General features: G+C 33.8%; 11 protein-coding genes. All 11 read right to left on the bottom strand.

Annotated elements, in window-relative coordinates; translation table 11 throughout:
* Positions 1 to 5 precede the first annotated feature (5 nt).
* The 11 genes from ACH5TW_RS14350 to ACH5TW_RS14300 all read right to left on the bottom strand — a co-directional run bounded on the left by ACH5TW_RS14350 (position 6) and on the right by ACH5TW_RS14300 (position 24592).
* A complete protein-coding gene (locus ACH5TW_RS14350) occupies positions 6 to 3170 on the bottom strand; it encodes a DUF6298 domain-containing protein (RefSeq protein ID WP_439337194.1) in 3165 nt (1054 codons plus the stop codon).
* A 30-nt stretch (positions 3171 to 3200) separates the two neighbouring features.
* Complete coding sequence (locus ACH5TW_RS14345; protein ID WP_439337193.1) at positions 3201 to 4886, bottom strand: polysaccharide lyase; 1686 nt, start codon at positions 4884 to 4886, stop codon at positions 3201 to 3203.
* 32 nt (positions 4887 to 4918) lie between these two features.
* On the bottom strand, positions 4919 to 5581 hold the full coding sequence (locus tag ACH5TW_RS14340) for a DUF3826 domain-containing protein (RefSeq protein ID WP_439337192.1): 663 nt from the start codon (positions 5579 to 5581) through the stop codon (positions 4919 to 4921).
* A 23-nt stretch (positions 5582 to 5604) separates the two neighbouring features.
* Positions 5605 to 7308 carry a polysaccharide lyase gene (locus ACH5TW_RS14335; protein ID WP_439337191.1) on the bottom strand — a complete coding sequence of 568 codons (1704 nt, stop codon included), beginning with the start codon at positions 7306 to 7308 and terminating at the stop codon, positions 5605 to 5607.
* Between the two features lie 190 nt (positions 7309 to 7498).
* Entirely contained in the window at positions 7499 to 9460 is a 1962-nt protein-coding gene (locus ACH5TW_RS14330) for a RagB/SusD family nutrient uptake outer membrane protein (RefSeq protein WP_439337190.1), read from the bottom strand.
* A 24-nt stretch (positions 9461 to 9484) separates the two neighbouring features.
* On the bottom strand, positions 9485 to 12853 hold the full coding sequence (locus ACH5TW_RS14325; protein WP_439337189.1) for a SusC/RagA family TonB-linked outer membrane protein: 3369 nt from the start codon (positions 12851 to 12853) through the stop codon (positions 9485 to 9487).
* Positions 12854 to 12996: 143 nt separating this feature from the next.
* Positions 12997 to 15015, bottom strand: coding sequence for an aceric acid hydrolase (locus tag ACH5TW_RS14320; protein ID WP_439337188.1), 2019 nt, complete (start codon positions 15013 to 15015; stop codon positions 12997 to 12999).
* 4 nt (positions 15016 to 15019) lie between these two features.
* Positions 15020 to 17491: a pectate lyase family protein gene (locus tag ACH5TW_RS14315; protein WP_439337187.1), complete on the bottom strand. Its 2472-nt coding sequence runs from the start codon at positions 17489 to 17491 to the stop codon at positions 15020 to 15022.
* Positions 17492 to 19825, bottom strand: coding sequence for a DUF5703 domain-containing protein (locus tag ACH5TW_RS14310; protein ID WP_439337186.1), 2334 nt, complete (start codon positions 19823 to 19825; stop codon positions 17492 to 17494).
* An 11-nt stretch (positions 19826 to 19836) separates the two neighbouring features.
* Entirely contained in the window at positions 19837 to 21282 is a 1446-nt protein-coding gene (locus ACH5TW_RS14305; protein ID WP_439337185.1) for a sialate O-acetylesterase, read from the bottom strand.
* 16 nt (positions 21283 to 21298) lie between these two features.
* Positions 21299 to 24592 (bottom strand): glycoside hydrolase family 2 TIM barrel-domain containing protein, encoded by a 3294-nt coding sequence (locus ACH5TW_RS14300; RefSeq protein ID WP_439337184.1) that lies wholly within the window; start codon positions 24590 to 24592, stop codon positions 21299 to 21301.
* Positions 24593 to 24606 lie beyond the last annotated feature (14 nt).

The raw sequence follows: 24606 nt of genomic DNA, 5'->3' as shown, positions 1-24606 counted from the left end.
TAAATTTATTTTCTTTTGATATAAACTACTGTTTTGTTGTTTGTTGGTGATGTTAATGTTTGCTTTTCTGAGCATTTAAAAACGGTTTTAGACACTATATTTCCGTTTTCAGGATCCATCCAAAACACTTCATATTTCCCTTTATAATCAGATAAATCAATAGTGATTTCTTTTGTATTTTTCAGATAAAAAAGATAAGACTCCCCTTTGTTTTCTAACGACCAAGTATCGCTATTAAAAGCATCGTTAGCATGGACTGTCATTTGCGATAATGACTTATAAAAACCATCAATATTTACTTGAGGAATATTAGCCATCGAGCCGCCTGCCATTAAAACGGCCCAACCAAATTTTGAAGCTCTATTTGTTGAATACAACACAGATTTCTCTGGATATTTATCTCGATATTCTCTAACCGCTCTATAAACCTGTGCTTCGGTTTCTTTGCCAACTTTTATTTTACGAGCATGTTGTCGTGGCGCTAAGTTTTTACCTCCTTCGGGCGCATAAACACTTCCATCTTCGCGGTAATGCCAATAACGAATATCAATTAAGTCAACTGTTTTATTTCGTTTTGCATCATTTAAAATAGCATCTTGAACATCTTTTGTGGCACTCAAACCAATAATAGCAGACTTTCCTGTTTCCTCTTTCCACGCTTCAACTTCATCTATCCAAAATTGCATAAAATGAAGAGGCCCTGTATATTCGGCACTTGTAAGCTGAATAACATTCGAATTGTTTTGAAAATTATTTAACGATTTCCTTATAAATTGTTGGTGTATTTTTTTTCTAGTAGGATCTGAAACATCATAAAATTGTTCCGCCATAAAAATACGCTTATCACCAGCATATGGCACTGGCTCTGGAAACCCTGTATTGTTTATATTATTAGCAGAACGCCAAGGCGAACTAGACCAATGCGCACCAGCTTCTAAAATATTATGCTGAAAATATTGTTGATGTATTAATAACTGCCCTTCAGATTCTGCTAAACTAGCAAAACGCTGTAAACGGTTCCAATACCAATCGTTGTATTTTGTTAAATCGTATTTACTTAATTGATCCCATGCTACTCCTTGTCCGCTTCTAGCAAATGGCTGTTCGTAAAAAGGCGCCCAAACATCTGCATCAATTCTACGTGTACGCTCATGGTCGTCCATTCTGCGTTCGTACCATAAACCATAATTATGATCTACAGCTATTATATTTTCAGCTTTATTATATGCAACAACTTCTTTTAAATTATCGGTAAACCCTGTCCCGCTTTTACCTGGAACAAATCGGGTAATATGTGGCGATGATTTTTTAACATCATAATCTCTAAGACTTCCACGCCACCACATAACATTGGCTTTTTTACCAGTAAGAAGTGTTTCGTTAAAAGTTAGCTTCCCGTTTTTTGTTTCTACTTTAGAAATAGTATTCTTTTCGCTTTCGCGGAAAACTTTAAACTTTAAATCATCAATAGATTTAAGCTTTGATGTATTTACAGGAATACTATTTAATGCTGAAACTTGCTTAATCCATTCTGGTAATGTTAGCAATTTGTTTTCTGCTTGTTTCGTCAACATTTCTGCTTGTTCTATAGTAGGACTTGATGTTTGTTCTGAACCTAAATCTTTAATATAAGGTTCTACAGGAAGCGTTGATAATCGATTACCTAATTGTGCATAAAATAAACTTCTTGGTTTGATATGATTATTTACATCTTTCCAATGTCCATTTCCTGCCATAATTCCTCCCCAAACACCGAATGCCCAATTATGAGCTGTTGGCGGACTGTAACAATCTATTTTTGATGCAGATGATTCCCAAATTACACTATTAGCAGCAGTCCATCCTGCACCTCTACCGTTTTGCTCTCTGTTATTAAAACTTAATGCATTACCATCAACATAAACGACATCAAATAAAACACCTGTTGCCCAACTACCAATCGCGCCATTATTACTATATGGCATAAACGATTCGCATTGTACAAACGCATTAGGGCCTGTAGTACCATAACCGCCTACTGCAAAATCATGATACCCATATTCTGAATAACAACGTTGAAAAAGTGTTTGCTGACCTTCAGTATAAAACGTATGTCTTCTAAATCCTGCTATTTCAGAAATAGACTCGGTAGCCATACAATCTTCAACTGTTATTTGTTGTGCTGATTTTAATACTGAAACGGCTCCTCCTGCAAAATGTTTAAAATTGACTTGACGTACCCATGCATTTTTTATGTTTTCAAAACTAATGCCTAACCATCGGTGTAATTCATCTTTAGAATTAGAAGCATCGAAGGTAGACTGCATAGTTAAATTCTCAATACCAACATACTCTATTCTGCCTTCCCAAGTATATCGAATGGCTTTGGCTTTACCATACCCATCATCTAGAGTCATGGTTAAAGGTGCATTCAACGTAATCTCATCACCTTCAATATTGGTAACAACACGATTCCATGTAATATCCCAATCTCTAGTTTTCCATCCTATCCAACCTGTTTCACCTCCAAAGTCAGACATATTCAACGCATCAATCCAATGATTGGTTAATAATTTTTGAATCACTACATCATCTGAAACCTTTAATTTAGAACTATTTTTAAGTTGTATTTTTCTAGCTCCAAGTGGTGAATAAGTGGTTTTAAAAGCTAAAGTATCTAGATATTTTCTATCATCAACGCCTAAAACACGAATTAAAGCTTCTCGTTTTAACCCAGTACCTAAAAGCTGTGTTTCGTTTTTATTATTTCCGCTTCCGCGCAACACAACACCTGATTTTTCAATATATAAAGTGCCGTTAATTTTAAAAACACCTTTATCTAAAAGAATGGCGCCTCTAAACCCATTTGTGTTAGGTTTTAAATTACCAACGTAATCAATGGCTGCTTGTATTTTTTGAGTCGCATCTTCGGTTTGATTAGGTACAAAAATTTTAGTCTCAACATTAGGAATTGGCTTTTCGGAAGCCATATAACCTGCATATGAAAAATCAGGAATTTCGTTTCCTAAAGAATCCGAAACCATTTCAATACCCTCTTTTTTATTTTTCTTTATATCAGGAAAAGTTGTTTGAGCTACACTGCTTAAAACATTAAAAAACAGAACGAAACATGACAAAATAAGTTTACCTTGTTTATAAAAATTTCTCTTTTTTAAATTAATATCATTCATCTTTAAGCACGACTACAATTTAATTTATAATTATTGCAATAATCCCTTTGATAATTTAGCTAAAGTATCGGTGTTATTCTCTGGATTTGTCCAATCTACTCTTTGAGTGGGATCAATTCCATTAATATATTTCTCAATATTCGTATAACCATCACCATTCATATCTTTATTAGCATCTGAGGCATCATTTGGGTTTAACCCATATTTTTTCTCCCATTTATCAGATATACCATCACCATCAGAATCTTTATACGATTTTCCTTTATAATCTGGATAACCGCCTACTTGACTAGGATGTGTAATAATCCCTTTTTTATAAGAGTCAATAGGCAATCGTCTTTTTATAAACTCGTTTCCTATAGTGTTTTCCTGTCCATCTTCATATTCTATTTTACCAGTTCTTACTTGCTTTATAATACGTGCGTCTACGGCGTCTCTTTTAGGTAAAGTTGCACCCACATTATTTAACACAAACTCATAGGCTTCTTCCGCTTTCATAATAGGAAAAACAGGCATGCTAAAGGGTTTGTTTTGCTTTATATAAGCCAATTCTTTTTTGTCTACTTGTACACCACCATCCCAATTATTAGCAGTAATCTTTGGAGATCCAAACATAAAATTTCCAGAAACATATGCACGTCCGTATGTTTTTGGTTTGTAATATCCTGATTCTGGTTTTAATATTCTATATCGAATGGGTTTATCGGTTGGCGTAATAGGTCCTGGTTTAAAATAATTATTAATAATATTAAACATAGAACTTTGATCGCCACCATCAATGGTACGATGCCACCAATTAAACACGACGTTATTGACAAAATTAAAATCGCCACTCATACCGTTTGAACAATTTCTCCCCGTATTATCTGCCCATAAGTTTCTCATAAAAGTACTATTATGTCCGCCTATGGTACTTCCAAAAGAATGGTTGTATGTATCTAAAGCTTCAGAAGAAATACTATTTTGAATGGTAACATTAGAAGCTGGTAATTTTTGACGTTTCGATTTTTCATTAGCTTTATACATGTGTCTGTACATCGACATGTTTTCATCTAATCCCCAACTTGTTGAACAATGATCTATAATAAGGTTTCCTATTAAATTACCACCCAAAGCATCGTCTCTTCTAGTAACATCGGTTTCACCTCTACGAAAACGCATGTGTCTAATAATAACATCATGAGTATCTATACTTAAAGTTTCTCCAGCAATACAAACGCCATCACCAGGCGCTGTTTGACCAGCAATAGTAACATACGGCGCTCGCATATTAAGCGGTTTTTTAAGTCGAATAATTCCTGAAATATTAAATACAATGGTTCTTGCTCCTACAGCTTCAATAGCTTCTCTAAAAGTTCCTTTTCCGCTATCCTCTAAACTTGTTACTACAAATATTTTTCCACCTCTACCGCCTTGGGTATATGCACCGCCTCCTTCTGCTCCTGGAAACGCAGGAATATCTGCACTAGAAAGTTCTTTTGGGTAAGAAGCCCAAGGTGTATATGGTCTCCCTAATAAAGCTTCTTCTTTTATAATATGATAATTTTTTGTCCAGATTTCTTGTAACCTAGCTTCTTCTAACATTAAAAGCGAATCTGTTTTAGCTTGAAGTTCGTGTGGAATTTCAGGATACTGAGCAAACATAGGTTGTACTAATCCAAAAAACAGCACAACTACCAATACTTTTTTTATTAATTTGAATATTAAAATTTCCATATTAAGACTTTTAAGAAAATTAAATAATGCTTTTATTTATTGCCTTTGGCATTTTTACGTTCCTCAATACGTTTATACCAGCCCTCTCGCTCTTTTTCTAAATCATAGCCTTGTGCTGACAAATAGTTATTGATTCTTCCTTTATATTTACCAAACCAAGCATGCTTTTCTTTAGAAGAGCCTCCATCAATAGCCTTTTCTCTAGCTTCTTTTAAATTACTATAAATATAGTCTTTCTGCTCTTGATTTAAACTTGGAATCATATCTAAAAAAGCAGCATAGGTTTTAGGCAATACGCCATAAGTCATACCATCTTTTACAGCATCAATTTTATCGTTAGTTAATTCTTTCGATAATTGTTTTAAATATGATTTATGAAGCCTCGATATACTCTTTTCTGCCTTCTTTTTTAACTTCTCAATTTTATCTTTCTGTTTTGTTTTAGAAGTTGCTTTTTTTAACGCATCTATTTTAGCGTCTCTTGCTTCTTGAATTTTACTTATATTTCTATATTGCTGACCAATAATACCAGCAACTGCTTGTTCTTTTTTAGTATCTGATAATTCTAATTTTGAAACAATTTTAGCAGCTCTTTCATTGGTTACTTTTACATATTCTGGATCTATATGCTGTTGTGCACTTAAAGTACAAAATGTGACTACTAAGAATAGTATATTTATGCTATATTTTTTCATGGACATGACTAACTTTTAACAATTTATTTCAATAAAGGCTTAACTAAAGTCTCTTTATTGTTTTTTAAATCTGACCAATCTTTACATTTATTTTTAGGATTTACACCGTTGATATACTCTTCGATATTTGTATAACCATCCTTATTTAAATCGGTTTTTGCATCTGAAGCGTCATTAGGATTTAAACCATATTTTTCCTCCCAAAAATCTGGCATACCATCGTTGTCAGTATCAACATAAGGTGTTCCTTTATATTCTGGATAGCCTCCAACTTGAGCAATATCTGTAATGATACCTTTCTTATAAGAATCGGCAGGTAAACGTCTGTGTTTAAATTGGTAAAAAGAATCCATATCTAGTCCTTTAACATATTCTGGAATTCCTGTTTTAACTGTTCGTGCTATTCTTGTATCTACAGCATCTCTAATAGGTAATGTTGCCCCTGCGTTATTAATTACAAAATCATACGCATCATCTGCATCCATTATATTTCTAAACCAAGGCATAGGCATTGGCTTATCTGCTTTCATTTTTGGAAAGTAGGTTTTAGCTTCTTCTAAACTCATTTCTATTCCTTTCTTGCTTTCCATTTGCACACCACCATCCCAGTTGTTTTTAGAAACACGTTCGTTGTTTTCAACAATATTTCCGTCAATGTAAGCACGACCAAATTCTAAATAATCAAGTTTACTTCGTCCTGATTCTGGTTTTAAAATTCTATAACCTATTTGTTCATCTACCTTAGTTAAAGGCCCTGGTTTAAAATAATTATTTATGATGTTATATTTTGCTGTATAATCGCCACCATCAATAGAACGGTGCACCCAATTGAACATAACATTATTAACAAAATTAAAAATACCATTCCACCCTATTGAAGGGTTTCTACCAGCATTATTTGCCCACATATTTCTTATGAAAGCACAATTTTCACCTCCTAGCGTACTTCCAAAAGCATGGTTATAAGTGTCTAAAGCTTCACCAAACAAACTGTTTTGAATGGTAATATTTACTGTTGGAAATTTTTTATCTTTATAAGTAGCTCCAGGACTGTACATATGGCGGTAAATAGACATGTTTTCATCTAAGCCCCAAGTTGCCGAAATATGATCTAACATAATATTCCCAACAGGGTTTCCTCCAATTGCATCATCTCTACGACCAACAAAGGTTTCTCCTCTACGAAAACGCATATGACGAATTATAACATCGTGTGTATCTATCCAAACAGACTCTCCAGCTATACAAACACCATCACCAGGTGCCGTTTGACCAGCGATAGTAATATATGGCGCTCTAATAATTAACGGCGTTTTAAGTTTAATGATTCCTGCTACATTAAAAACAATAATTCTTGCTCCTCCCTTTTCACAGGCTTCTCTAAAACTTCCTGGACCATCATCCTCTAAACTTGTAACGGTATAAACATTACCACCACGACCACCGAAAGTGTACATACCACCACCCTCTGCTCCAGGGAATGCAGGAATTTCTGCTTGCGGTAAATCGGTTGGTCTACCTGCCCAAGGAATATAGGGTTTACCATCTCTGGCTTCTTTTTCTACTATTATTTTCGCTTTCTCCCAAGCTTCATCTGAATGCTTGTAAGCTTCTGTTTTTATAGCTTCTTCTTGTGCTCTATCTTCACTTGTTAACTTTGGATATTGCGCATAAACATTTGTAATTCCTAGACAAAGGATTACTAAAATAAAATTAAACTTAGTCATTTTTTGTATTAATTGTTTCGATGTAGTGGCTTACATCTATTATAAATTTTATAAATTTATTTTAGTTGGTAGTAATAGTTATTTTATTAATGTAAATAAACAACCTGAATCTGAAAACAAGTTGGAATTATTTAAAAAAAATACCTGTATTTAAAACAAATACAGGTATTTTTTTAATATCCACTAGGTATTAATTTAGAGGATTAAAAGAGCCACCCCATCCTTGAGTTTGTTCTAGATAAGAAGCGTTGTTTATTAAATTTTGAGGAATTCCAAAGAAATAATACTCACTATACCATTTAAAAGTAAAATCATCACTATTTTCAATATCAAAATCTTTAACGCTAACATCAAAATGATTATCATATAAATAATCTACATATTCTTCATACGAATTAACTCCAGAAGGATAGGTTGTTGCATCTCTATTAATAATAGGTGCACTACCACCTTTCAAAGGGTCAACACCTAAACCATTTTCATAAATTGTAGAAGCATCTAATTTCACAAAGGTTATATACCCTTGTCTTCTAGATCCTTCTATTGGCATTTGATTTAACCTTGTACAAGTACCAAAATCATCATTATAAAGTAACCAACGTCTTAAATCGTGAAAACGTTTATTCTCATATGCAAATTCCACTTTTCTTTCATTAATAACAGCAGCAAAATGTTGGTCTCTTGAACTAACACTGGATAAACCATACTGACCATCTAAATTCTGAACACCTACTCTTTCTCTAATATCCTCAATAAAACCTTTACCTTCAGCCAAGTTATTTATGCCAATAGCTGATTCGGCCAAATTTAATACAACCTCAGCGAAACGAATCTCCATATAATCAGCTCCACTATTTCTAAAAGAATTTGTGTTAGAAGCATTATCATCAGTAAACTTTCTTAAATATATACCTGTATCATTTTGCGGCGTTGTTGGTATTCTAGGAGTACCTGGTCCAGCTGCTAGCGGATACCAATAATAAGACCAATTTTTATATTGGGGATTTTCTTTATACGGCCAAACACTTCCATTATAAGCAAAAGTATAATAAAATCGAGGGTCTCTATTTCTATAAAATTCATTCAAGTTACCATTAGGATTATATGGTGTACCATCTGCCATTGGAAAAGCGTCCATAATGTTTTTTGTTGGAGAAACCGCTCCATTTCCACCTTGATCTAAAGAACGAGATTGACGCTCTGTGTCATTATTTTTATTTCCAGAATTATTTGATTCTAAATTATTAAATCCAAAAGCAAAAACAGACTCCATTCCATTATCTTGAAACCACATATTTTTCCAATCTAGATCAAGTCCTTTTCCTGAAGATAAACAAAAATTATAAGCAGCCAAATTAGCATCATAAGCACGTTGCCATCTTGCTTGATCATCTGTTCTATTAAAAAGCGGGCTTGCCCAAGTTAATAAAACACGCCCTTTTAAAGCTATTGCTGCTGCTGCTGTTATCCTACCTTCTTCCTCTTCTGTGTACGGTCTCGAATTTTCAAGTAAATTTTGCGACATTTCTAAATCAGCTACAATTTGATCAATGACATCACTAGAAGAACTTCTAGGAGTTTGCACATCTTTATCATTTACATTTGCTGGTTGAGGTTCTAAAATTAATGGTACACCTCCATACAGTCTTACTAGTTCAAAATATTGCCATGCTCTCCAAAAATAAAATTGTCCTTTTACTTGATTTTTAAAATCTTCATCAAGCCCTGTATAATTATCAACATTGGCTAAGTATAAATTACAATACCTTATTCTTGTCCAAACATTATTACTCGCACTGGACTGTAATCTTTGCCCTAATGATTGTAATGCATGGTCATTTTCAGGAGAAACCTCAGTATATTCCCTATTTATAGAAGTTCGTCCTGCAAATTCATCTGAACTTTTAGCAAATAAACCTGCATCAGAATGTTCGACAGCAGCTTTAGACCATCCAGTCATATTTCGATTATCATCTGGTAACATAGAATAGTATAAAAAATCTAAATATGCTGTTGCTAAAAATTCTTCTTGATAAATTCCAATAGTAACACTACTAAAATTTTTCTTTTCTTCTATAAAATCGTCGCTACAACTATTTAAAAAGGCTATAGCTAAAATTATTAATAAACTTTTTATTTTTATATGTTTCATGGTGTAATGCTTTTATATTATAAATTAAAACCCAATATTAACTCCTAAAGAATAAGTACGGAGTACTGGATAATTATTATATGACCCATAAGGTGTTAAACCGTAATCTTTATATGGATTAAATAGAATAAATGGGTTTATACCTACCAAATTAAGTTTAAAACGACTTAAACCTAACTTATTTGCTAAGTTTTTTGGCAAATTATAACTCAAATTTATATTTCGCATAACCATACTAAAACTACTTACTTGCCAAAATTTTGAACTTACCGTATTTATTCCCCCTTCACTACCACTAACTCCTGATGTTCGCACACTATTATTTATATTATTTGAAAGGTTTGGTATGGTTCCATTTGGATTTAGAACAGGGTCATACATATTAGCCCAAAAAGCAGGTCTGTTTTCATAATTATTACCTATACCATTTGTTCCTAAAGTAGACTTAGCGGAACCAACTTCTCTGTAACCACCCCAATTCACACTTAAAACGGTATTCAAACTAAAACCTTTATAAGCAAGTCTAAAAGTAGAGGCAAAGCCTTGTGGGCCTTTTGCTCGTTTTTTAAGTTGAATTTTGTCAAATTCATCTATAACACCATCTTTTTCTGCAAATGTTCGAGTTTCTGGATCCCAAGCTCCTCTAATATCTCTATAATATAGCATCCCTGGCCTAAGGTCAGCTGCATCAATATCAATTATCTTAGTGACACCAGTTTCTGCAAGGTAATTATCAATATCGTCCTGCGTTCTAAACATACCTAAATAATCATATCCCCATGTACCTCTATCAGAAGGTCCTGGTTGTTTTTCTGTCCATGGTAACCAATTCTGTGGCTTATCAAAATTTCCCTCTATAAAATTATTATTATACCAACCTATGTTAACATTAACACCATAACTAAAATCTTTACCTACGGTATCACTCCAACCTAAGGAAATCTCTGTTCCCCATGTATCAGCTAAACCAGAATTTGATGCTGCTGTTGCACCTCCTACTGTAAAAGGCACGCCTTCATTTAAATTGATGAGCAACTCCGTCCCTATATTATAAAAAGTTTCAGCAGACACAGATAACCTATTATCCAAAAACCTAGCTTCAATACCAAAATTTGTCTTTAACTCTTCACCCCACCTAACATCTCTATTAGCTTGCCCGCTATCTTTTAAACCATCTGTTATTGTTCCATTTCCTCCAAAGACTGCTCCTTCACCTGTTCTAAAACTAAAATTCTGAAGCCATTGCCAAGGCTTAATATCATCTTTACCCAAAAAACCGACAGAACCTCTAAACTTTAAAAAATCAAAAACATTTGATTTGAAAAAATCTTCATTAGAAATAATCCAACCTCCAGAAATGGAATAAAAATTACCCCAATAGTTTTCGGGTGCAAATTTTGCTGAGGCATCTGCTCTATATAAAAACTCCCCATAATACTTACCATCATAGTCATAATTTATCCTACCGATGTAACCTAAATCTCCTGCCTCAGTTTTCCAATTATAAGCAGCTTGTTTAGCATCAAAATCATCAGTAGCCTGCCATAGTAAATCACCAAAAGACCAATCTGGCACACCTCCTCTAATTATACGATCTTTGTCAGAATATCTTTCTGATTTTTCTATAGCAAATAATCCAGATATTTTATGCTTTCCAAAAGCTTTTTCGTAAGTTGTTTGAAAACGTGTTTGCTCTGTACCTCCTCTAGTATTATCAATAAGAAGCCTATCTCCATTATCAACTTCTAGAAATTGAGGATCACCTTGTGCATTAGGCTTAATATCATTTGTACCTAAAGGACCTGAACCACTTTCGTACATAATATATGTTTGTCCTAAAGTAGAAAGTTGATCCGCTCCAAAAAACTGATAAAGATTATATACACTACCCTTTTGGTTACTTCTCCCATTAGATTCTTGACGTCCATAATTTGCTTTAAATTTTAAACCTTTTACAAATGGTACCTCATATTCAACATTAATATTTACTGAAAGAGTGTTAGATTCATTATTGGATAAATTATTTAGTCTTTGTAACTCACCATAGTGAAATCCTATTCGCTGATCAGCTGCACTCGCACCATTAAGCACAGTAGGAAGTCCATTAACGTACATAGGAACAAAAGGTGTTCTATTTTGTAATTGCCTAAAATCATCTTCTGGATTTTGACTTCCAATATTACTTACTGTTTCACTTTGATCTGTAAAATTTCCAGACACTTGAAAATCGGCCTTAAACCCTTTAGCTAATTTCACATTTGAACCAGCTCTAAACGACCACCTATCATAATTAAGTGTTCCCAAATTACCGTCCTGTGTATAATATGATATTCCTCCAAAATACGTAGCATCATCAGTTCCTCCAGTTAAATTTAAATTATGCCTTTGTGTTCCTGAAGATGTCCAATACTCATCTAAAGCATCATAATCTATAGTTTTAAAATGCTCTAACTCTGCTGGCGAAAAGAAATATAAATTGTTTGGAGCAGGGTCCGCAGGATCGTAAGCCAGATCCGCTCCATTAGGACCATTCATTATGTTAAATACTTTAGCATAATCATAAGCATTCAGCATTTTTGTTCTATAAGTTTCGTCTGCTACTGAAAAATTTCCACTATATGAAAACTTAGCAGGCCCTTTTTTTCCTCTTTTTGTAGTTACTAAAACCACACCCTGAGCCGCTCTAGACCCATAAATTGCAGCTGATGCATCTTTTAAGAAAGAGATACTTTCAACTTCTGATGCATCTAAGTTATTAAATAAAGTTGGATCGCTAAATCCTGTATTAGGATCTAATTGAATAATACCATCAATTACATATAAAGGGTCTAAACCGTAAGCATCCTTTGCTCTAATTTGGTTACCAGCTAAAGGATTACGAATTGTAATTTGAGCTGGCTCTCCTGGTCTAGACTCTCCACCAGAGACACTAACACCTAAAACACGTCCAACTAGTGCGGAAGCTAAATTCCCTACTGGAAGATCTTCTATCTCAGCAACCTTAACTGTTGCTACAGATCCAGTTACAGCTTCACGTTTTTGAGAACCATACCCTACAACTACGACCTCATCTAATGATTCTGTATCTTCTTGTAAAGTTACATTAATTAAAGTCTTTTCTTCAACTGGTATTTCTCTAGTTTTCATACCAATAAAAGAGAATACTATTATCCCTTTTGAATTTACAGCAAGAGTGAAATTTCCATCAAAATCTGTAACAACACCATTATTAGTGCCTTTTTCAATAACATTAACACCAGGTAAAGGTACTCCTGCATTATCTACAACCGCACCTGAAACCTTTATTCTACTGCTTGTATCTTGTCCAAAACTCGATAGAGTTACTAGACTGAAAAGCAACAAAATACACGCATTAGCAATTACGTTTTTCATACTTATTTGTTTAGTTTATTGTTTAGTTTAATTTTTATATAAAGTATATTAGACTGCAATATTGTTAATATAATAATAATTCTATGTTATTTTCGAACGGCGACCAATTTTGTAAATCCCCAATTTAATAATTATTTTTTTTACTAATACGGCATCCAAACTGTCATTTCTCTTTTGGAACGGTTGCCCCATGAAAAGTAAGGTACTAAATTTATCTCAACTGTTTCTTTTTCTTTAGATATTGGCTTATATAATGTTTTATTCCAATCACCTTTTTCAACAAAAGCTTTTCCTTTTATTGCATGTACTTCTCTGTTAGCAATCTTAATTTTATTCGTTGTAAACTGAGAATCAATATCTAATACAATATTATTAATATCTGTTGTTTTTGAAATATCTTCAGACTCTAAACAATACACAATAGGACCGCGTTTTATTGCTACTTGATTTTTTATTTCTTCAACCAACGGATTTCCTTGCATTAACTCTACTGGCATTGGGATATTAAGTTCTATAACATCTCCTTTTTTCCATTTCTTTGAAATTCTTGAATAACTACCAGAAACAACGTCTTCATGAACCATATTACCATTAATAGTAATTGTAGATTTTTGACTCCATCCTGGAATTCTTAAAAACAAGGTAAAATCTTTTTTAGGTGCTTTTATTACTTTTAATTGTATGTTTCCATCCCAAGGATAATTTGTTATTTGTTCTAATTCAATTTTATCACCTTCTATACTTTTAGTAATTAAATGGTTACTTCCGTAAAGATTAACATAAAGCCCTTCTTTTGAAACATTATAAGCATAATTACTAACCTGTGCCAACGTACGTGTTACATTAGGCGCACAACAGTTTGACCATGCGATATAACCTTCTCTCTCACTTCCCCATCGTTGTTTGAAAGGCATATTACTTGATACACTTAAAGGGTTGTTATAACAAAACTTAGTACCCTCAAGACTTATACCTGATAGCACACTATTATAAAGTGCTAACTCCATAACATCTGTATATTTTGCATCTCCTGTTAATTGTAACATGCGCCAGTTCCATAATACATTACCAATATTAGCGCAGGTTTCTGTATGCGCCGTTGCATTTGGTAATTGATATGGGCGACCATAAGCTTGATGTATTTTTTGTACCTCTGTAGGATCATAAGACGTTCCATCTGGTGACACACCATCGTACAAAGAACCACAACCTCCTGTAATATACATTTTTCTATAAACCACATCATCCCAAATAGATTCTAAGTTTTCTAATAATTTAGCTTCGCCTGTTTCGGCATATAAATCTGCAATACCTGCATATAAATAATTTGCTCTTACGGCATGCCCCATAGCATTTGTTTGCTCTCTAAACGGAATTCTATCTTGATTATCGTCTGTACCATCATTCGTGGTTCCTCTAATATCTATTAAATTATTTGCTAACTCTAAATAGCGAGGATCTTTTACAGTACGATACATTTCGATAATACCCATATAATGCGACGGGCAAATAGCATTTCTCGCTAGTTCTGGTGACGCTTTTTTATAAAAATCATATAAAAATTCGGCAACACCTTTTGCTACTTCTAAAAAGTTAGTTTTTCCTGTTGCTCTGTAATGTACACATGCCGATGTCATTAAATGCCCCATGTTGTATTTTTCGAAACCTAATTGTTTTTTTAATTCTTCTGGTCCTAAAGTCCCCCAACGTTCTTCAATTAAAACAGGTGTGTTTATATAACCATCTGCTCTTTGAACTTTAGCAAACATGGTAATAGCCTCATCCATTTGAGCATCTAACTCAGGATTTTTATTAATAGCATACGCCGATGCCATACCTTCCATGATTTTATAAAAATCACCATCATGAAAAGAAGGGCCTGCATGCTTTCCTTTTATTAATCCTGAAGCTATTTTAAAATTAGCATAAGCATGACTAACGGAATCATTATGATACAAGTCCCACATAAAAGGAATTGTATTTTTAGTTTCTACATCAAATTGTTCTTTCCAAAAACCATCTGTCCATTTCACATCTTGCAATGCAATACTTTGTAATTTTGTATGCGGACTATTTTCATTTGCTACTAAACCTTTTCCTTGCGAAAACACAAGTGTACTTAAACTAAGTAGACAGATTAATATAAATTTACTTTTCATCATGATTTTATTTAACAAATAAATTAATAATTCGACTCATAGAATCCCCATCGGCATCCTTAACTGTTATTTTAAAAGAAGCCAACCCTTTTTCAATTGCTTTAAATTGAATTGTTCTGTCTTCTATAGAAACATTACAATTCTTCTCATCTAAAAAACTATAAACAGGATTTTTTTCATAGCCTTTAAAATAATTGTTTAAAGAAACGTCCTTAGCTTCATCTAAAGTGATAAAATAATGTGGTTGAGCCATCCAATGTAAATATTCTTCCAATTCAGTATACCCATTTTTATCGTCATCTGCATTTGAATCAGAAAAGTCATTTGATGGCGACTGCGTATTTAAACCATGAATTTCTTCCCACCAATTTGGTAATCCATCATGATCTGTATCCCAATCATCAGATCGTATTTTACTAACAAATTCTGGCCATCCGCCAGTATCTTCTTGGGTATCAATCATACCAGGAAATCCACTTTTACTTCCTTTAAAAGTATAACTTCCTTTAAGGGTTTCATCTACAATACGTGTATCATGATTATCAAAAAATGGTTGATTTGCCCCAACATCAGACAACACATTTTTATACGCTGCACTGGCTGATTGTGTTTTTACAAAAGATTCGAAAAATGGCTTTTCTACAAAAGTTTCAAAATCTACAATAGCCCCTTTACTTAAGCGTATAGTTGCACCATTTTCTTGTGAGTTTTCATCAAAATGCCCAGGCATAACATTTCCTCTAAAAAAATACTGCTGCATGCCTTTACCAAGTCCTTCATGCTGTACTTTTAAAGCATAAAAGAATTTAGTACTAGCACCTGGTTTGTAATAATTATTTACAAAATTCACCTCACTAGCACCTCCATCAGTCGCTCTTTTCCCCCAATTATAAACTACATTATTTCTTATATCTAATTTACCTGCATAGTAGCCATCTCCATTTAAGCCTCCACCTAAGCTCCAATTTCTTCCATAATTATGCGCTAATAAATTATGATGAAAACTTCCAATATCACCACCAATAGTTGCTGCATAACCGTGCATGGCTCCATTACCATACTTATGATGATCGGCTAAATTTAAAGCTTCAGAAATTAGGGTGCGCTGTAATGTAATATTATGTGCACTTCTTGAACTAAACGATTCATCAATTGTCCAACTTATAGAACAATGGTCGATAATACTGTTATTAGCACCTGTAAGCCCCATGCCATCAAAGGTTTTTCCTGCTCCTATTCTCACTTTTAAAAATCGAACAATACCATCATTTCCTGTAAGACCAATGGGAGCTCTAGTTATAGTAATACCTTCTCCTGGTGCAGTTTGACCTGCAATAGTTGTATAAGGCTGATTGACAACTAGTCTTGATTTTAATTCTATATTACCAGATACATTAAAGACAATAGTTCTTGGACCAATATCTTGATTTACAGCATCACGTAAACTTCCTGGACCGTCATCATTTAAATTAGTGACTTCAACAACTTTTCCACCTCGTCCACCAATAGCAAAACGTCCATACCCTTCAGCTTCTGGAAATGCTAATTGTGCGGGTTTAAACGACCAAACGTTTCCTTGAGTTTCATTACCTTCTGCATCTACCTCATCAACACGCCAATAATAGGTGTCCATGCTATATAAATTATTGACATTAAATTTATTTTCGGTTAATACACCTTTAAATTCTGAAGTGTTTTCATTAGCTTCTAATATTGCTTTTTCATCTTCACCAAAATATAATTTATGAGACACTGTGCCTTTTGGCGATTGCCATTGTAACTGTAAATCATCTTCAAAAACAACATGTTCATCTTTTGATTCTGGCAATGGCGTATGCGCTTGTTTTTTTAAATCTGGTGTATCAATTTCAAAGCCATTCATTATCATTTGCCATATATAAAATCTAGGACGCACCACTTCACCACCTAAATCCATTACAAATTTGATTAAAACGTCTTCATTTGTTTTAGCATTAAAAGTAACATAACCTGTTCCGCATCCTATTTTCGAAAAAGCTCTATTTGATGGTTGTACTGTTTCAGAAAGCTTATCGTTTACATAAATTTTAATATCAGGAAAAATTTTAGCTTCAATTTTATCGAATGTATTATGAAAAGTAAGCAGTGAGTGTTTACCTGTTTTTAATCCACTAATCGACATTTCTAAAGTATCACCAGTTGCTAACCCATCACTTCCTAGTCTATTATAATGAGGCGCTTGAATACCAACCTTAAACCACTTAGAGCTAAAATCCCCTTTTAGTTTTACCGAAACGTCTCCAAAGGTTTTTTCAGCTTCTTTTTGTTCTTCAATAACCCATGACTCATAATTAGGATCGGACACTTCTTTTAATTTTCTACCTGAAAAATCAAAATCTACTTTTACAATTTGTTTTTCTGTTTTTTCTTGGCATTGTACATTTAAAATTAGCACAATAACTAATACAAAATAACCTAACAGGCTTTTAAGTGTTTTCATTTAATTCAGATTCTTTTTTTCGTTTAAATTTAATTCTATCAGATTTATTATATCTTTTTCTCTTGATGCTGGTAAAACTTCTATAATATTTACCTCGCCATTTTTAAGCGCTACTTCTACTGTTGTATTGTTGGTAGCATGCAACTTAAAATGTACATTCCATTTTTTTGGCCATGCAGGAAACAAATAGATTTTACCACTTGCTTCTTGCAAAAGCATGTCTTGCATACCAATCATTCCTGAACCTCCCCAGTTATGATCTGGAACCCAATCGAATCCTGGTCCCCAAAATGCAGGAAACCTTCTTCCTGAATCGGCCATTTTTAAAAGACTATATTTTGCTGCTTCATCAGTTAACCCTAAATGTGCTGCAAAAATATTATCCTGTTTCCAACCTACATGACTTCTAAATTTTATGGCATCTTTATCGTACTTCCATGTGTTTTGCGCTACTTCTAAATCGGGTAACCCAATGCCATAAACACCCCAAGGGAACACAGGATATAATGCTGCAGGTTCGGTGTTATTTATACGTTCCCAAGCTATTGCTGGCGCTAATACTTTATGATGATTTATTTCTCGAAAATTTAAAGGCGGAATTCTGGTTTGAAAGGCTTTTATATAATCAATGTTTTCTTTACTTAAATCTTTAGCTGAAACGTTTAATAATTTTTCTGAAATAACTTTTAAAGCTGAAATAGTACTATTTGCATTGTATGCCATTTTATAAGTCTCGACTGCAGAACCTGGATATAAAATTAAATGCCCATCGGCATCCAACGCTTTTCGCCCTCTTTTTTTAGCTAAATACTGATAGTGTTCATCAAAAAACCGCAGGCAACTTAAAATGAAATCATTGTATTTTTCAACATCAAGGTTAGCATATTCGTTTTGCTCTAACATCATTTTACAAAACTCGAAAACCGTATCCCATTGATATTCTAACCACGCATTGTATTGCATTCCTGGATCGTAATCTGCTGGTCGCTTCCAGCTGTATTCAGCAGGGTTTGGCAATCCAAAATTCTCTAATTGTTCGGTAAATGAAGCACCATCATGATTCCAATACACTTGCGTTCGCAACTCAGCATTCTTCTGCAAGGTTAAATAATAATCTAATTGTGATGTCATCATATCAAAATCGCCGCTTTTCAACATCGGAAAATATACTAAACGCTGATTTTGTTGTGTCATCGTACCGCCTCCCCAGTTTCTGAAATCTGGTGTAAAGTTTAAATCAGATTTTACATAAACAGGATCATAAGTAAATAATCCGCCGTTAAACTTTGTTGGATATTTTCCGTAGGCATTACAACCTAACATGTATCGGAATAACTGATAATTTTGACCTATTTGATAGACTGAATCTTTTTCTGTAGCATTACTTTTTTGTGTGTAAATAAAACTTCTATTCCAAAATTGATTCCACCATGCTATTGTCTTTTTTTCTGCTCGCTTTTCTTTTAATTTGTATGATGCTATTAAATCATACAATCCATCATTCCAAATAGCAATGTTTTTATCTTGATTGGTATGTAAATACAGTTTTAACTGATGCTTTTTTGATGGTTTTACACTTTCTAAACTAAAACCTTTAAAATCGGTATCTTGATAAACATCTGTATACGTTCCAACTGGTTTCATGTTTTTACCAATCATAACACCACCAAATGTTCTATTTTTTAAAGGATTCATCATTTGATCCTTAACTGATTCCATTTTTTGCTGCTTAACAGCTACATCAAAAACAGTCTGGTCACGGTTTTGGTGATAAAACTTAACCCCATTTTTTTCAAAATTAATAGAATCTTTATACGTTATAATCTCGCCTTGCGGTGCCCATTTATAAGAATTCGCATTATTTGCCTTCCCTTTTACTTGTCGGTTTTTATAACGCCATGTTTCATAAGACGCTACCATTTTCAGAGGTGTTTTACTCTCTAAATCGAAATGAATAACAGGATTAAAAACATCGACCCAAAGTTTTATTTTAGTATTCTTTTTACTAATTGAAATACAACCTTCTTTTAAATTTAATTCTTGCTTGAAACCATCGTTATCTTTAAACGGATTGGGTTCTAACTGAACTTTAACACGCCCTAACTTCAACAAGGTATTATGCTCATCGAATGTGCCACTTCTTGACACATAAAAGTATACATCGCCTTTTTCAACCCACACATTTAAGCCTATATCGCCACCTCCTAAAGGCATGGATTCTGAGGAGTTCTCACTTTGGGTAGTCCAAATTTGGTTGTAATTTTCAAGTACAGGAATTTGCGCTTCAACATAAAGCGTAAAAAGTAAAAACAAACCTAATACCTGATATTTCATGTCTTTAAATTTTATTCTTCATACCAATTATCGGTTCTAAAAGAAGACATTGGTAATCCACCTGCGCTAAAAATTTCAGCTTTAGTAAAATCTTTAAACAAATAGCGAATGGCTACTGGTTTTTCTACTCTAGGAGAAGATAATAAAACCGATTTTCTTCTAACCACAGCTTGTGCTGGATAAAAGACTTTATTTTCGCCTGCTATCTCAAAACCTATAGATTCTTCACCAAACGTTGTAATACCATTAGGTATATTTTTAAATGATACTGTTACCGTACTTCCTTTAATTTCCATGGCATTAAACTCTGGGCTTTCATATTCAAAACCTTCCATTCCGTAGGTTTTAGCCAATGCTAAATAGGCCAATCGTTGTCCGCCCTTTTCTTTATTTACGGGGTGAATATTTTGTTTTTCGCCTACATCCATTAAAACAGCCATAGCTGAATTTGGAATTTCTTTTGAAGCTTGTAATTGCGCCTCTCTTAAATAAGCTGAATTGTATTTTTCTTTATTATCATTTGGGTGGTAAACACTATAATCAAACGGTGCAATTTGTGCAAAATAAAACGGAAACTCCCCTTGATTCCATAAGTCTCTCCAACTGCTAACCATTTTTTTAAATAAGTCTTTATATTCAAAGGGTCTATCGCGATTCGACTCGCCTTGATACCAGATAGCGCCTTTAATACCGTAACCAATTACTGGTGATAGCATCCCATTAAATAAAGTTGTTGGCTTTCTGTTTGGCGCCCCTTTTAACTCAGTTTCATTTCTAGGAATGGGCAGTGTGTTTTCAAAATCTTTTAGCATTTCTTCGTTCATCCAAGCTTCTACATTAGAGCCTCCGTAAGACACTTCAACCATGCCAACAGGGATATTTAACACCTCTTGAAGTAAAGATCCAAAATACCATGCCGTAGCACTAAAATTACCAGTAGTTAGTGGTGATGCTTCTTGCCAATGCCCTTCAAAATCATTTTTAGGCTCTAAAACTGTTGCTCTAGGAACAGTAATAAAACGAATTTGATTATTTCTAGAATGCACAATAGCTTCATTGCCGCCTCTTACAGATTGCCCTGTAAATCCTTTTAAAGGCATTTCCATGTTTGATTGCCCTGAACACAACCAAACTTCGCCAATTAATACATTTTTAATCGTAATAGCTTCTGAAGCTTGTTGGATTTTAATGGTATAAGGCCCTCCAAAAGCAGGTGTTTTTATTTTTGTTTTCCACGCACCATGTTTATCAACTTTAACCTCATAGGTTTTAGAATCCCAAGATGTTGTTATAAAAAGCGTTTCGCCTTTAGTTGCCCATCCCCAAATTGGCGCTTCCATTTTCTGTTGAAGCATCATATTATCTGAAAACAAAGCAGGTAATTTTATCTGTGCATTCACATTTAAAACGCTTAATACACCTAACAATAGAAACAGTAACGGCTTATATTTTATCATTTTCTAAAATTTGTTTTTAATACTGAAATTTTTCAAGACTTTTATTTAATCCTTCATGAGATAAATTAAATGGCACTAAATAAAAACTGTATTCATAATCCTTTGCAGGAATTTGATAGTTATCTATAGGTGCTGAAACTGGCGACCAACTATCATTCCCGCCAATACCCATTTGAATTAAATCGATATTTACAGTTAAATACTCTGCGTCAATTAAATCGAATGTATGCTTCGCTTCATTTAAATTTTCTTGGGTATATGGCCAAACGCTCATACTTAATGGTTGTTTTTCTTTAACCACCAAAAGACCTTCGTTCCTGTTTTGTTCTGTAAACGCCATCCATCTTACATCCGTACGATTACCATTTTCTTGAGGCATTACGTAAGGTTCTGTGAATTTATCTAATGGCAATGAGTAGCGTTCAATTGGGAATCCGAAATTACGATCGATATAGTTTTCCAACTCGCCTTTTCCGTACCAAGATACTTGTTTAAACTCCTTTTTAACCCCCATTTGCATACCAATTTTCGGTATGTTTGGCAAATCGTTGGTAGCCTTTAATTTGTAATCTACTTTAATAGTGCCATCAGATTTAATATGATACGAAACAGATACTTGAGCACTATCTTTAATCACTTCATAATTAGAAATCACCAAAACATCATTTCCAGACTTTTCAGTTTTTACTGAAGTTAATTTTGGTATCGCTTCATACCACTGCTTTAAAAGCTTATGTGGTTTCCAACCTTTTTGATCGTTATCAGTTAAAGGCCGTTTGAAATTTGGTAATAAGGGTGCGAATACTTGTTCTTTTCCTTTAAAAACATACGAACTTAAAGCGCCTTTTTCTTTACTAAATTTAATATCGAAATTGAAGCCTTTTATATTGAAATCTTGTTCTGTTTCAGATAATGAAATATCATTTGCATTTTTTAAAACCTTATAATCAACTGCATCTTTTGCTTTTAAAAGGAATTGATCTTCTGCAACTACAAATCCTTTTTTAGCCCAAACTTCATCTTGAGTTAATTGAAACTGCAACTTCACAAAATATTCACGCTCTGTTTTCAATTTAGGTAAATACTTTTCTATATTGAAAACCATTTTATCTCCTGCTTCTATATCAAAAACCTTTAAAGTTTCTTCCTTTATAAGCTTACCATTTTCAAAAAATTGTAAAACAGGACTATACGCCGCTAAAGATTGTGTTGCTTGTCTATTTTTAATAGTTAGCTGATTATTTTCTAAACTACAAGTCGCTGGCTGATAAATCCATTTATTTTCAAACATGGCGGCTTTTGGTCGCCCATTGGAAGCTACAATGCCGTTTATATTAAAATTACCATGATGTCTTTCTTCTCCAAAATCGCCACCATAAGCATAAAATTCTTGTCCTGTTTTTTCGTCTACTTTTAATAAACCTTGGTCTTTAAAATCCCAAATACAACCACCTATCATTCTTGGTAATGTTCGAAACTCATCCCATAATTCTTTTAAATTCCCTGTTGAATTTCCCATAGAATGCGAATACTCCACAAATATAATAGGACGAATATCTGCTTTTAAATCGACTAAAAATTTAGGTGTAAAAAGCCCTGGATAAAAACGACTCACCATGTCCACATAAGGTTCGTCTTGCGGATTTTCAAAGCGATGTGCATGATCTACCGTTTTTGGGTATTTAGGATCTCGCGGATCGATATAACCATCTAAACGCGGGTTGCCTTGTGCTGGCTCATAATGTAGCGGTCTGGTAATATCAAAATCATGAACCCAACCTGCCATAGCTGCATGGTTTGGTCCTTTACCAGATTCGTTTCCTAAACTCCAAAACACAACACTTGGATGGTTTTTATCACGCTCTACCATACGACTCATACGTTCTACATAGGCATTAGTCCATTGCGGATTATTACTTAACAATCCACCTAAACCATGGGTTTCTAAATTAGCTTCATCCATAACCATAATACCATATTCATCACATAAATCGTAGAAATAAGGATCGTTAGGGTAATGACTCGTTCTTATAGTATTAAAATTGAATTGTTTTATGGTTTTTACATCGTCTTCAAGGTCTTTGCGTGTTAATGCTTTTCCGCGAATATGATGGTGATCATGACGATTTACACCGTACACATAGGTTTCTTTTCCGTTAATTAAAAGCTTCCCATTATCTTTAGAAAATTCAATAGACCGAAAACCAACTTTACACGATTTAACTTCTGAAATGTTGCCGTCTTCATCTTTTAAAGTTAATAGTAATGTGTATAAATTCGGAACTTCAGAACTCCATTTTAAAGGATTCTTTATAGTTTCTTCAAAAAAGCCAAAACGCACATTATCCAATCTTGGATAGCTTTCATTTATAATATCGGCAGCTGATGTAGATATTGGTTTTTCGAACAAAGGTTCTTTCTTATTGTTATATAGTTGAAACTCGAAGGTTTGTTTTCGAATGGTATCGCCTGTAAGATTCTCTAATTTGGGTCTTAATTGAAAAACGGCATCTTCATAAGATTTATCTAGTTTTGTTTGATAAAAGAAATCTTGAATACGCAACTTAGGTTCTGCCATGATAAAGACTTCGCGCTGAATTCCACTCATTCGCCAATGGTCTTGATCTTCTAAATATGAAGCATCACTATGACGTATTACTTGAACCGAAATAGTATTTTCTCCTGATTTTAAATAAGGCGTAATATTAAATTCTGAAGGCAAAAAACTATCTTCTCCATACCCTAAAAAATCGCCGTTAAGCCACACTTGAAACGCAGAACTTACTGCTCCAAAATGAAGCGTAACTGTCATATCCTTTTGCCACTCTTTAGGTACTTTAAATTTTCGTTGATAAGACGCGATGCCATTAGTATCTTTAGGAACATATGGAGGATTTATAGGGCGGAATGGATACATGGAACTCATATAAATAGGAATACCATAACCTTTTAATTCTATATTAGAAGGCACTTCTATTTTATCCCAACCTTGAACGTCTTTTTTATAAAAATCTGTAGGGGCTTCTTTTAAATTTACACTGTATTTAAAATCCCATTCGCCATTTAACATTTTAAGACGACTCTTCGCTCTATTGCCTTCTAATGCATCTTCAATAGTTGCATACGAATATGCTGTAACTCGCGCAGGTTGCCTATTAATACTTGTAACCGTTGGGTCTTCCCAAGGTGCATAACTATATTTTTGAGGTTGTTCTGGAATACCTGCAGGGTCACCAGAAACTGTTTGTGCTTGACCGCTCCAAAAGCTACTTATTGCTAAAACAAATAATAAAATATTACTTTTTTTCATCTTCAAGTATTACA

The sequence above is a fragment of the Thalassobellus sediminis genome (assembly GCF_044386045.1).
GTDB classification, from domain to species: Bacteria; Bacteroidota; Bacteroidia; order Flavobacteriales; family Flavobacteriaceae; genus Thalassobellus; species Thalassobellus sediminis.
Note: the sequence above shows the minus strand (reverse complement) of the source record. Positions and strands in the feature narration are given on the sequence as shown.